Annotated in this window: 10 protein-coding genes; 9 read left to right on the top strand and 1 reads right to left on the bottom strand. The window is 68.5% G+C overall.

Annotated features, from left to right (window positions below; genetic code table 11):
• Positions 1-58 precede the first annotated feature (58 nt).
• Positions 59-1,177 carry a phospholipase A gene (locus tag ACW7G5_RS04420; RefSeq protein WP_457002142.1) on the top strand — a complete coding sequence of 373 codons (1,119 nt, stop codon included), beginning with the start codon at positions 59-61 and terminating at the stop codon, positions 1,175-1,177.
• Between the two features lie 98 nt (positions 1,178-1,275).
• Positions 1,276-2,541 carry a phospholipase D-like domain-containing protein gene (locus ACW7G5_RS04415; protein WP_457002871.1) on the top strand — a complete coding sequence of 422 codons (1,266 nt, stop codon included), beginning with the start codon at positions 1,276-1,278 and terminating at the stop codon, positions 2,539-2,541.
• On the opposite strand, the gene ACW7G5_RS04410 is transcribed toward ACW7G5_RS04415, so the two are convergent.
• Complete coding sequence (locus ACW7G5_RS04410; RefSeq protein ID WP_457002140.1) at positions 2,530-4,050, bottom strand: fumarate hydratase; 1,521 nt, start codon at positions 4,048-4,050, stop codon at positions 2,530-2,532. The genes ACW7G5_RS04415 and ACW7G5_RS04410 overlap by 12 nt on opposite strands.
• 94 nt (positions 4,051-4,144) lie before the next feature.
• On the opposite strand from ACW7G5_RS04410, the gene ACW7G5_RS04405 reads away from it, so the two are divergent.
• The 7 genes from ACW7G5_RS04405 (at position 4,145) to ACW7G5_RS04375 (ending at position 12,228) form a co-directional block, all read left to right on the top strand.
• Positions 4,145-4,738, top strand: coding sequence for an RNA polymerase sigma factor (locus tag ACW7G5_RS04405; RefSeq protein ID WP_457002138.1), 594 nt, complete (start codon positions 4,145-4,147; stop codon positions 4,736-4,738).
• A complete protein-coding gene (locus tag ACW7G5_RS04400; protein ID WP_457002136.1) occupies positions 4,735-5,409 on the top strand; it encodes a hypothetical protein in 675 nt (224 codons plus the stop codon). The genes ACW7G5_RS04405 and ACW7G5_RS04400 overlap by 4 nt, the downstream gene beginning before the upstream one ends.
• A 16-nt stretch (positions 5,410-5,425) precedes the next feature.
• Positions 5,426-6,310 (top strand): DUF4097 family beta strand repeat-containing protein, encoded by an 885-nt coding sequence (locus tag ACW7G5_RS04395; RefSeq protein WP_457002135.1) that lies wholly within the window; start codon positions 5,426-5,428, stop codon positions 6,308-6,310.
• 139 nt (positions 6,311-6,449) lie between these two features.
• Positions 6,450-8,342 (top strand): ABC transporter ATP-binding protein, encoded by a 1,893-nt coding sequence (locus ACW7G5_RS04390; RefSeq protein WP_457002133.1) that lies wholly within the window; start codon positions 6,450-6,452, stop codon positions 8,340-8,342.
• A 227-nt stretch (positions 8,343-8,569) separates the two neighbouring features.
• Positions 8,570-9,379, top strand: coding sequence for a ferredoxin--NADP reductase (locus tag ACW7G5_RS04385; protein ID WP_457002131.1), 810 nt, complete (start codon positions 8,570-8,572; stop codon positions 9,377-9,379).
• A 75-nt stretch (positions 9,380-9,454) separates the two neighbouring features.
• Entirely contained in the window at positions 9,455-9,877 is a 423-nt protein-coding gene (locus tag ACW7G5_RS04380) for a universal stress protein (RefSeq protein ID WP_457002129.1), read from the top strand.
• 140 nt (positions 9,878-10,017) lie between these two features.
• Positions 10,018-12,228 (top strand): M3 family metallopeptidase, encoded by a 2,211-nt coding sequence (locus ACW7G5_RS04375; RefSeq protein WP_457002870.1) that lies wholly within the window; start codon positions 10,018-10,020, stop codon positions 12,226-12,228.
• Positions 12,229-12,244: the final 16 nt, after the last annotated feature.

Here is a 12,244-nt window from a genome sequence, read left to right as displayed (position 1 = left end):
GCCGACGGCAGACTGCGCGCTAGACTGCACCCCACCCTGATCGCGAAGCCCCGACGCCATGGAACGACGCCCGACGGCCCTGCTGCCCCTGCTCTGCATGCTCCCGTTCACCGTCGCCGCACAGGTCGCGGACCCCGCGCCGCTGCCCGGCCTCCAGGCCTGCGTGGCGATGGAAATCGCCGCCGAACGCCTGGCCTGCTACGACCAGGTCGCCGAGCGCAAGTTGCCGGGACCCGAGCAGGCCGATGCAGCGGCCGCGCAGGCACGCAGTGAAGTCCGCGAGGCCGGGCGAAGCCGCGACGGCGACACCAGCAGCGACCTGTTTCCCCACGACGACGATCCGCGCCGCGCCCTGGCCAACGCCGGCCGCGGCTCCCTGCTCGACAGCCGCTGGGAGCTTGCGCGCGACTCCAAGCTCGGCACATTCAACATGCGCGCCTACAAGCCGGTGTACCTCCTGCCCGCGTTCTGGAGCAGCAATCCCAACACCAGCCCGACCTCCTCGGCCGACGGCCAGGAGCTGCAGATGGATGGCATCGACAGCATCGAGACCAAGTTCCAGATCAGCTTCAAGACCAAGGCCGTCGAGAACCTGTTCGGCGACAACGGCGACATCTGGATGGGCTATACCCAGAGCTCGCACTGGCAGGTCTACAACAGCGACAACTCCCGCCCCTTCCGCGAGACCAACTACGAGCCGGAAGTGCTGCTGGTGTTCCGCAACAACTACAGCATCGGCGGCTGGAAGGGGCGCATGGCAGCGGTCGGCATCAACCACCAGTCCAACGGCCGCAGCGACCCCTTCTCGCGCAGCTGGAACCGCATCATGTTCAACGTCGGCCTGGACCGCGAGGACTGGGCGGTCACCTTCCGCCCCTGGATCCGCATCTCCGACGGCAGCGACGATGACAACCCCGGCATGGAGGACTACATGGGCCGGGGCGACGTCACCGTGGTGCACACCCGCGGCGACCAGACCTTCGCGCTGATGGCCCGGCACTCGCTGCGCAGCGGCGACCGTTCGAACGGCGCGCTGCAATTCGACTGGGGCTTCCCGATCAGCAGCCACCTGCACGGCCACATGCAGCTGTTCAGCGGCTACGGCGAGAGCATGCTCGACTACGACCACAAGGCCACCTACGTCGGCTTCGGGATCTCCGTGCTCGACTGGTTCTGAGCTTCACGCGTCGCTGAATGCGCCGGTCGCACAGTGGCGGTACCGGCGCATGCACGCCGAGGAATCCGATGAGCCTCAAGAACTGGAGTCGAAAGCACATGGCCTGGACCCTTGTCCTGACCGTCGTCATCACGGTGCTTGCCGTGGTGCTGGCGATGAACTTCGCCACCCCGGAAAAAAAGATCGAACGCAAGATCGCGCACCGGCATGCGATCAGCGATCCGCAGTTCCGGCGCGAGATGTCGGTCCTGCTCGGGCCGGCAATCCTGCCCGGCAACCAGGTGACCGACTACGAGAACGGCGACGAGATCTTCCCGGCGATGCTGGAGGCGATCGCCTCGGCGCAGGAAACCATCACCTTCGAAACCTACATCTACTGGTCGGGCGACATCGGCCAGCGCTTCGCCGACGCGCTGAGCGAGCGCGCGCGCGCAGGCGTGGCGGTGCACCTGCTGGTGGACTGGGTCGGCAGTATCAAGATGGATGACGAGATGCTGGACCAGATGAAGGAAGACGGCGTGGAAGTGGAGCGCTACCGTCCGTTGCACTGGTACAACCTGGGACGCATGAACAACCGCACCCACCGCAAGCTTCTGGTGATCGACGGCAAGGTGGGTTTCACCGGCGGCGTGGGCATCGCCGACCAGTGGACCGGGCATGCGCAGGACCCGGACCATTGGCGCGAAGCGCACTTCCGCATCGAGGGCCCGGCGGTTGCGCAGATGCAATCCGCCTTCAACGACAACTGGATCAAGACCACCGGCACCCTGCTCAACGGTCCAGCGTATTTCCCGGAGCTCGAGCCGGCAGGCGACATGGCCGCCCACCTGTTCATCGCATCACCGGCCGGGGGCAGCGAAAGCATGCACCTGATGTACCTGAGCGCGATCGCCGCGGCCGAGCATACGATCGACCTCACCGCCTCCTACTTCGTCCCCGACGAACTGATCGACAAGGCGCTGATCGCGGCCCGCAAGCGCGGCGTCCGGGTACGCGTGCTGCTGCCGGGCGAGCACATCGATTCGGAAGCGGTGCGCCTGTCGTCCAAGGCAGGCTGGGGCGAGTTGCTGAAGGCGGGCATCGAGATCCACGAATACCAGCCGACGATGCTGCACGTGAAGCTGCTGATCGTGGACGGCGAGCTGGTGTCGCTGGGTTCGACGAACTTCGACATCCGCTCGTTCCGGCTCAATGATGAGGCGAGCCTCAACGTCTACGACCGCGCGTTTGCGGCGCGGATGACGGAAGTGTTCGAAAAGGACATGGAGGACGCGAAGCAGTACTCGTACGAGATGTGGGAGCAGCGACCGCTGCGCGAGAAGTTCGCCGAGAAGATCATCCGGCCGATCCGGTCACAGCTTTAGGCTCAGCGGAATCTTCCCGATCCGCGACTGCCACTCGCGCGGCCCCGTCTCGTGCACCGACTCGCCGGTGGAGTCCACCGCCACGGTCACCGGCATGTCCTGCACCGTGAACTCGTAGATCGCCTCCATCCCGAGATCCTCGAAAGCCAGCACGCGGGCCGCCTTGATCGCCTTGGAAACAAGATAGGCCGAGCCACCGACCGCCATCAGGTAGGCGGACTTGTGCTTGCGGATCGCCTCGATCGCGGCCGGACCGCGCTCGGCCTTGCCGACCATGCCCAGCAGGCCGGTCTGCGACAGGATCTGCTCGGTGAACTTGTCCATGCGCGTGGCCGTGGTCGGGCCCGCCGGGCCGACGACCTCGCCCGCGACCGGATCCACCGGACCGACGTAGTAGATGAAGCGGCCGGCGAGGTCCACCGGAAGCGCTTCGCCGCGGTCGAGCATCCCGACCATGCGCTTGTGCGCCGCGTCGCGGCCGGTCAGCAGGCGGCCGTTGAGCAGCAGCGTCTCGCCCGGCTTCCATGAAGCGACTTCCGCCGGGGTCACGGTGTCGAGATCGACCCGGCGGCCCTTGGAGGCGTCGTACGTGATCTGCGGCCAGTCCTCAAGCGACGGCGGATCCAGCATCACCGGGCCGCTGCCGTCGAGGGTGAAGTGCGCGTGCCGCGTGGCCGCGCAGTTCGGGATCATCGCCACCGGCAGGTTGGCAGCGTGGGTCGGATAGTCCTTGATCTTGACGTCGAGCACCGTGGTCAGGCCACCCAGGCCCTGGGCGCCGATGCCGAGCGCATTGACGCCGTCGAAGATCTCCAGGCGCATCTCTTCCAGGCGGTTGGACGCGCCGCGGGCCTTCAGGTCGACGATGTCGATCGGCTCCATCAGCGCTTCCTTGGCCAGCAGCATCGCCTTCTCGGCGGTGCCGCCGATGCCGATGCCGAGCATGCCCGGCGGGCACCACCCGGCGCCCATGGTCGGCACCATCTTCAGCACCCAGTCGACGACGGAGTCCGACGGATTGAGCATGGCGAACTTCGCCTTCGCCTCCGAGCCACCGCCCTTGGCGGCGACGATCACGTCGACCTTGCCGCCCGGGACCACCTTGAAGTTGACGATCGCAGGCGTGTTGTCACCGGTGTTGCGGCGGGCGCCGGCAGGATCGGCCAGCACGCTGGCGCGCAGCTTGTTCTCGGGCAGGCGATAGGCACGACGCACGCCTTCGTTGGCCATCTCTTCGACGCCCATGGTGGCGTCGGGCCAGCGCACATCCATGCCGATCTCGAGGAACACGGTGACGATGCCGGTGTCCTGGCAGATCGGGCGGTGCCCTTCGGCGCACATGCGCGAGTTGATCAGGATCTGCGCCATGGCGTCCTTGGCCGCCGGCGACTCCTCGCGCTCGTACGCTGCGGCGAGGTTCCGGATGTAGTCCACCGGGTGGTAGTAGCTGATGTACTGCAGGGCGTCGGCGACGCTCTGGATGAATTCTTCCTGGCGGATCTCGGTCACGGCGGGCTCTTGGACTGCGGGCTCAGGCGCCCATTTTACGCCGCCGCGGCGGCAAGGCTTAAACCCTTTGCCGCGACGCTGCATCCGACTGGGTATGCTCGACGCCGCCATGACCGACAGCCTGCAAACCCCGGCCGCCTTTGATGCCGGGGACAGCGACCACGCCCTGGCGCTGGCCGCGGCCGGCGGTGACGTGGCCGCGTTCGAAGCGCTGTATCGCCGCCATGCGGCGCGCGTGCACGGCGTGGTGCTGCGCCTGGCCGGCTGGCAGCATGCGCGCGCCGAGGACCTGGTGCAGGAGACCTTCCTCCGCGCCTGGCAAGCGCTGCCGCAGTGGCGCGGCGAGGCCGCCTTCGGCACCTGGCTGCACCGGTTGGCGGTGAACACCGCGCTGATGGACCTGCGCGCACGCCGCGCGCGCCCGGCACTCGACGGTGACGACGACGGACTGCTCGACGAGCTGCCCTCGCCCGGCGCGCCCGGACATGGTCCTGCCATGGCGATGGACCTCGCCCGCGCCGTCGCCACGCTGCCGCCGCGCGCACGCGCCGTGCTGGTCCTGCACGACATCGAAGGCTGGACCCACGGCGAGATCGGCACCGCGCTGGACATGGCGACGGGCAGCTCCAAGGCCCAGCTGCACCGTGCGCGCGGGCTGCTGCGCGCCCGACTCGGAGACATGACATGAGTACGAACACGCACCCCGGCGGCCAGGGCGGGACCGGTCCCGCACTGCCCCGCGACCTGGCCGCGCGCCTGCGCGGATTGCGCGAAGACGCCACCCCGGAGCGCGACCTGTGGCCCGCGATTTCCGCCCGACTGGAGCCACGGGGACCGCTCTGCGACGCCTGTCACGCCGGCGCTGCGGGGGACGTCCGCGTCGCGACCTCCACCACGCCGGCGGCATGCACGCCGTCGGCACCGCTTGCGCCCACGCCGCCAGCCGCGCAGCGCAGCGACCGACGCCGCCACCTGCGTCGCCGCAATGCCGCCTACGCCAGTGCCGCCGCGGTGGTGCTGGCAGTGGCAGCAGGCTGGCAGCTGCTGCCGGTGCGGGTTGCGGTCGACCCGCCGGCCAACGGCCCCACCAATGTGGTCGCCACAGGCGCCGCGGCCCTGGCCACGAGCCCGCTGCTGCGGGCCGCCGACGCGCTGGCCCGCGAATACCAGGGCGCCCTGCGCGAAGTCGAAGCCACCGGCACCGGCAGCGCGTCCACGCCCGGCCTGGACGCCGAACTCGACCGCAGCGCCGCCGAAGTGCGCGCCGCGCTGGCCCGTGATCCCGACGCGCTGCACCTGTTCCACCGGCTGCAGCACATCTATGCCCACCGCCTGGCGCTCAGCCTGCGCCAGGCCTGACCCGAGGAGTTCCCACATGACCCGTCATCTCATCATCGGCCTCGCGCTCGCCGGCCTTGCCGGCCCGCTGCTCGCCGCCACCCCGATCAACGAAACCCGCCCGCTCGACGCCCGCGGCGAAGTCGAGGTCTCCAACCTCAAGGGCCAGGTCGAGGTCCGCACCTGGGACCGCAACGAAGTCCGCATCACCGGAAGCCTGGGCGATGGCGTCGAGCGCCTGGAGATCGACGACGGCGGCCACAAGCTGTCGGTGCGCGTGCGCTATCCGCGCAACGGCCGCGACAGCGAACCCACGACCCTGGTGCTGGAAATCCCGCGCCAGGCCAGCCTCGACGTCGATTCGGTCGCAGCCAGCGTCGATGTCCAGGGCGTGGCCGGCGACGATCTGGAAATCGACAGCGTCAGCGGCCGGGTGACCGCGGTCGGCGCACCGCGCAAGGCCAGCATCGAAAGCGTCAGCGGTGACCTGAAGCTCAATCTCAACAGCCGCGAGGTCGATGTCGAGAGCGTAAGCGGCAAGGTCGCCCTGCGCGGCCGCATCGCCGGCCATATCGACGTGGAAACGGTGTCGGGCGATATCGATATCGACACCCGCGGCGAGCGCCTGGCGCGGCTGGAAAGCAGCTCGGTATCGGGCGATTCCAGCATCAGGACGGCCATGGCCGATGGCGGCCGCTTCAGCTTCGAGTCGGTCAGCGGCGACGTCCGCCTGGCACTGCCGGCCGGCGCCTCGACCCGGGTCGAGGCCAAGACCTTCAGCGGCGACATCGACGCCCCCGGCGCCGACGTCGTGCGCAAGCGCGTGGGCCCCGGCGCCAGCCTCGAGCACCGCTATGGCACCGGCAGCGGGTCGGTCACGATCGAGACCTTCTCCGGCGACGTGGAGCTGCAGCTCGACTGACAGCTGTTTGTGGGAGCAGCTACAGCTGCGATCCGCGCCGCCTGCCCTGTGCCGCAGAGCGATCGCGGCTATAGCCGCTCCCAGAGGTTCGCGGCGCGCGCTGTAGCGGTCTGCACAAGGGTCGGGGCAAGATGGCGCGATGTCGACCGTCGCAAGCGCCGCCCGCACCCCATCATCCCCGCCTGATCCACAGGCGGGCCGCCCTTCGCTTCGCGAACGGCTCAGCGCGCTGCGCAACCTGCCGCCGTTCCTGCGCGAGATCTGGCGCACCAGCCGGGCACTGACCATCACCACGCTCGGCCTGCGCCTGCTGCGGGCGGTGCTGCCGGTGGCGATGCTGTACCTGGGCAAGCTGATCATCGACGAGGCCATCCGCCTGGTCGGCACCGGCGTGGTCGGCGACGGCTTCGCCGAGGCCTGGCGCACCGGCCAGCTCGACTACCTGGCGCTGCTGCTGGCGGCCGAGTTCGGCCTGGCGATCGGCTCCGACCTGCTCGGGCGCGTGGTCTCGTACTGCGACCAGGTGCTGTCGGAGATGTTCACCAACGCCGCCAGCGTGCGCCTGATGGAACACGCGGCGACCCTGGACCTCGAGGACTTCGAGGATCCGGAGCTCCAGGACAAGCTCGACCGCGCGCGGCGCCAGACCATGGGCCGGATGAACCTGATGGGCCAGCTGTTCGGCCAGGCCCAGGACATCGTCACCATCATCAGCTTCTCCGCCGGCCTGATGATCTATGCGCCCTGGCTGATCCTGCTGCTTGCCGTGGCGCTGATCCCCGCCTTCGTGGGCGAGTCGCACTTCAACGCGCTCAACTATTCGCTCAACTTCCAGTGGACCGCCGAGCGCCGCCAGCTGGAGTACCTGCGCCAGACCGGCGCCAGCGTCGACACCGCCAAGGAAGTGAAGATCTTCGGCCTCCACCACTTCCTGGTGGAGCGCTTCCGCACGCTTTCGCAGGCCTTCCTGGTCGCCAACCGCAAGCTGGCCCGCCGGCGTGCCTTCTGGGGCACCCTGTTGGCCGCGCTCGGCACGCTCGGCTATTACGTGGCCTACGCCTACATCGCCTGGCGCACGGTGCACGGCGATTTCAGCATCGGCGACCTGACCTTCCTCGCCGGCAGCTTCCGCCGCCTGCGCCAGCTGCTTGAAGGGCTGCTGGTGGGCCTGTCGCAGGTGGCCGGGCAGGCGATGTTCCTCGACGACCTGTACTCGTTCTTCGACATCGAGCCGGAGATCGTGTCGAAGCCGGGGGCATCGGCCATCCCTCGCCCCATCTCAAGCGGCTTCGTGTTCGAGAACGTCGGCTTCCGCTACCCCGACGCCGCCCGCTGGGCGCTGCGCGGCGTCGAATTCGAGCTGCGCGCGGGCGAAGTGCTTGCCCTGGTCGGCGAGAACGGCGCAGGCAAGACGACCCTGGTCAAACTGCTCTCGCGCCTGTACGACCCCGACGAGGGCCGGATCCTGCTCGACGGCCGCGACCTGCGCGACTACGACCTCGACGACCTGCGCGCCAACATTGGCGTGATCTTCCAGGACTTCGTGCGCTTCCACATGACCGCGGCCGAGAACATCGGCGTCGGCCAGATCGACGCCATGGACGACCGCGAGCGCATCGAGACCGCGGCGCGCCGCGCGATGGCCGACGAGGTCATCACCGGCCTGCCCCGCGGCTACGACCAGGTGATCGGCCGCCGCTTCAAGACCGGCGTCGACCTCTCCGGCGGCCAGTGGCAGAAGGTCGCCATCGCCCGCGCCTACATGCGCGATGCCCAGGTCATGATCCTGGACGAGCCCACCGCGGCGCTGGACGCACGCAGCGAGTACGAGGTCTTCCAGCGCTTCCGCGAACTCTCCGACCAGCGCACCACGGTACTGATCTCGCACCGCTTCTCCAGCGTGCGCATGGCCGACCGCATCCTGGTGATGGCCGACGGCCTGATCGAGGCCAGCGGCACCCACGAAGAACTGATGGCCGCCGGCGGCCGCTACGCCGAACTGTTCGAACTGCAGGCCGCCGGCTACCGCTGACACCCCACCACCGATCCACTGTGGCAGCGGCTTTGTGTGGGAGCGGCTATAGCCGCGAGAAGGCCCGTTCGCCGCATACGGCAGCTCGGGCATTCTGGTCTTCGCTCCGGACACATGGTTCGATCGCCGCTATAGCGGCTCCCACTGGGGGTCCGCCGGGGTCGGGGCAAGCGGCAGGGCCTGAGCGTACAATAAGCGGGTTTCCTTCCCCTCCGGCCCAACACAGCATGTCCTCAGCGTTTGGCACCGAGACGGTGCTGGACGTCCGTCACTGGACGGACGACTACTTCAGCTTCACCACCACCCGTGACGACGGCTTCCGCTTCGACAACGGCCAGTTCGTGATGATCGGCCTGCCCGTCGAACAGCCCGACGGCAGCACGAAGCCGCTCATGCGCGCGTATTCGATCGCCAGCGCGAACTGGGAAGAGCAGCTGGAGTTCTTCAGCATCAAGGTCGCCAACGGACCGCTGACCTCGCGCCTGCAGCACATCCGGCCCGGCGACGACGTGCTGATCGGCCGCAAGCCCACCGGCACCCTGCTGATCAGCGACCTGCACCCCGGCCGCAACCTGTACCTGCTGGGCACCGGCACCGGCTTTGCGCCGTGGCTGTCGATCATCAAGGATCCGGAGACCTACGAGCGCTTCGAGCGCGTGGTGCTCTGCCACGGCGTGCGCAGCGAGGCCGACCTCTGCTATCGCGACTACATCGTCAACGAGCTGCCGCGCCACGAGCTGCTCGGCGACATCCTGCGCGAGCGCCTGCTCTACTACCCGGCGGTCACTCGCGAGGACTTCGTGTTCGACGGCCGCCCCCACCGCGGCCGCTTGACCGACCTGATGGCCACCGGCCAGATGATGGCCGACCTCGGCCTGGACGCGCTTGATCCCGCACGCGACCGCGCCATGATCTGCGGCAGCCCGGGCATGCTGGCCGACTTCCGCGCGCTGCTCGATGGCCGCGGCTTCAAACCGTCGATGCGCATCGGCGTGGTTGGCGACTATGTCTTCGAGCGGGCCTTCGTCGAGAAGTGAGCCGCCGGCGCCATGCCCCGGCGCCCCGCACCGCGTAGAATCCCGCCATCACGCACGAATCCCGAGGAAATCCGCATGAAGATCCTGGTCGCCGTTGACGGCAGCGACATCAGCGTCCGCGCCGCCAGACACGCCAACACGCTCGCCAGGAGCCTGGCCAAGCCGGCGAAGATCTTCCTGGTCGCGGTGGATGCCGCGCCCTTCCCCGGCGTCGTCACCCGCATCGGCAGGGAGGCGATGGATACGATCCACGCCGAGAACCACCAGCGCATGCTCGCCCCGGCGCGCAAGGCGCTGGCCCGAAGCAAGGCCGACGTGCGCGAACTGGCCGTCGTCGGCGAGCCCTCCGAAGCCATCCTCGCCGCGGCGAAGGACACCAAGGCCGACATCGTGGTGATGGGCTCGCACGGCCGCGGCTCGGTCAAGGGCATCCTGCTGGGCTCGGTGTCGAGCAAGGTCATCGCCCAGAGCGAGCTGCCGGTCACCATCGTCCGCTGAGCGCGCTCCTGTGGGAACGGCTATAGCCGCTCCCACAGGCAGTGCGGCATGGACCATGCCTTTCGTCAGGGGGAGCTCCCGGGCGGGCGGGGTACCCTAGGGGACTCAGTCCCGCAAGGAAACGCCCGATGAAGCATCCGCTGTCGCTCGCCCTGGCCATCGCCATCGCCGGTGCAGGCATGTCGCCTGCCCTCGCCCAGTCCACCACCGATGCGGAAGCCGCCGTGTCCGCCAGCGCCGCTGCCCTCAAGGACAATCCCTTCGCGGCGAAGAGCACGCTGCCGCTGCAGTACCCGCACTTCGACCTGATCCGTGACGAACACTTCGCCCCCGCCTTCGAGGCCGGCATGGCCGAGCAGCTCGCCGAAGTCCGTGCGATCGCCGACAACCCGGAACTGCCGACCTTCGAAAACACCATCCTGCCGCTGGAAACCAACGGCAAGACCCTGGGCCGCGCGATGCGCGTGTTCTTCAACCTGGTCGGCACCGACACCAACGACGCGCGCAAGAAGCTGCAGGCCGACTATTCGGCGAAGTTCGCCGCCCACCGCGACGCCGTCTCGCTGGATCCGAAGCTGTTCGCGCGCATCAAGACCCTGCATGACGCCCGCAGCACCCTGGGCCTGGACGCCGAAGGCGTGCGCCTGGTCGAGGAGTACTACAAGGACCTGGTCCGCTCCGGCGCCGCGCTCGACGAGACCCAGAAAGCGCGCCTGAAGGAAATCAACTCCGAACTGGCGACCCTGGGCACGACCTTCAGCCAGAACGTGCTGGCCGAGGTCAACGACTCCGCCGTGGTGGTCGACACCGCCGCCGAGCTGGAGGGCCTGACCGATGAGCAGGTCCGCGGTGCCGCCGCCGCAGCGACCGCGCGCGGCCACAAGGGCAAGTACGTCGTCACCCTGCTCAACACCACCGGCCAGCCGCCGCTGTCGCAGCTGGCCAACCGCGAACTCCGCGAACGCATCCACAAGGCCTCGGTGGTCCGCGGCGCGCGCGGCAACCAGTGGGACAACACCGCCCTGGTCGCAAAGGTCCTGAAGCTGCGCGCCGAGCGCGCGAAGATGCTGGGCTTCGAGACCTATGCCGACTACGTGCTCGACGGCGAAACCGCCAAGACCACCGATGCCGTCAACGCCATGCTCGGCCAGCTGGCCCCGGCCGCCGTCGCCAATGCCCGCGCCGAGGCCGGCAAGCTCCAGGCCATGATCGACGCCGAACAGAAGGCCAAGGGCGAGCCCACCTTCCAGGTCGAGCCCTGGGACTGGGCCTATTACACCGAGAAGGTGCGCAAGGCCGAGTACGACTTCGACGAATCCCAGCTCAAGCCCTACCTGGAGATGAAGAGCGTGCTCGAGGACGGCGTGTTCTACGCCGCCACCCAGCTCTACGGCATCACCTTCAAGGAGCGCACCGACCTGCCGAAGTACCACGAGGACACCTGGGTCTACGAGGTCTCCAACGCCGACGGCAGCCAGCTCGCGTTCTTCATCTTCGATCCCTACGCGCGCGACTCCAAGCGCGGCGGTGCGTGGATGAGCGGCTACGTCTCGCAGTCGGAGCTCGAGGGCACCAAGCCCGTGGTGGCCAACCACCAGAACATCCCCAAGCCCGAGGCCGGCAAGCCGACCCTGCTGACCTGGGACGAGGTCACGACCATGTTCCACGAGTTCGGCCATGCGCTGCACGGCATGTTCTCGGACGTGAAGTACCCCTACTTCTCCGGCACCAGCGTGCCGCGCGACTTCGTCGAGTTCCCCTCGCAGGTCAACGAGATGTGGTCCGACTGGCCGTCGATCCTGGCCAACTACGCCAAGCACCACGAGACCGGCGAGCCGATGCCGCAGGCGCTGCTGGACAAGGTGGTCGCGACCGCCAAGTTCAACCAGGGCTTCGCCACCACCGAGTACCTGGGCGCGGCCATGCTCGACCAGTACCTGCACCAGCTGCCGGCCGACAGGTTGCCCGAGGCCGGCGACATCCTCGCCACCGAGGCCGCCGCGCTCAAGGCCGCCGGCCTGGACTTCGCCGCGGTGCCGCCGCGCTACCGCACCACCTACTTCAGCCACATCATGGGTGGCTACGCGGCCGGCTACTACGCCTACATCTGGTCCGAGGTGCTGGACGCCAACACGGTGGCCTGGATCGAGGAGAACGGCGGCCTGACCCGCGCCAACGGCGACCGCTTCCGCGCCACGCTGCTGTCGCAGGGCGGCAGCAAGGACGCGCTGCAGCTGTTCACCGACTTCTCGGGCAAGACGCCGGACATCAAGCCGCTGCTGGTGAAGCGTGGCCTGGATGCCACCACCGAGGACGGCGCCCCGCCGGCCGGGACCACCCAGCAGGATTGACCCATCGCTTCCCCCG

The sequence above is a fragment of the Luteimonas sp. A501 genome (assembly GCF_054052085.1).
The sequence above is the reverse complement of the archived record's forward strand: the minus strand, read 5'-3'. Positions and strand labels throughout refer to the sequence as shown.

What these genes read in the sequence shown, in the direction of transcription:
- ACW7G5_RS04420 (WP_457002142.1), top strand. Translation starts at nt 59, where the DNA reads ATGGAACGACGCCCGACGGCCCTGCTGCCCCTGCTCTGCATGCTCCCG.
- ACW7G5_RS04415 (WP_457002871.1), top strand. Translation starts at nt 1,276, where the DNA reads ATGGCCTGGACCCTTGTCCTGACCGTCGTCATCACGGTGCTTGCCGTG.
- ACW7G5_RS04405 (WP_457002138.1), top strand. Translation starts at nt 4,145, where the DNA reads ATGCTCGACGCCGCCATGACCGACAGCCTGCAAACCCCGGCCGCCTTT.
- ACW7G5_RS04400 (WP_457002136.1), top strand. Translation starts at nt 4,735, where the DNA reads ATGAGTACGAACACGCACCCCGGCGGCCAGGGCGGGACCGGTCCCGCA.
- ACW7G5_RS04395 (WP_457002135.1), top strand. Translation starts at nt 5,426, where the DNA reads ATGACCCGTCATCTCATCATCGGCCTCGCGCTCGCCGGCCTTGCCGGC.
- ACW7G5_RS04390 (WP_457002133.1), top strand. Translation starts at nt 6,450, where the DNA reads ATGTCGACCGTCGCAAGCGCCGCCCGCACCCCATCATCCCCGCCTGAT.
- ACW7G5_RS04385 (WP_457002131.1), top strand. Translation starts at nt 8,570, where the DNA reads ATGTCCTCAGCGTTTGGCACCGAGACGGTGCTGGACGTCCGTCACTGG.
- ACW7G5_RS04380 (WP_457002129.1), top strand. Translation starts at nt 9,455, where the DNA reads ATGAAGATCCTGGTCGCCGTTGACGGCAGCGACATCAGCGTCCGCGCC.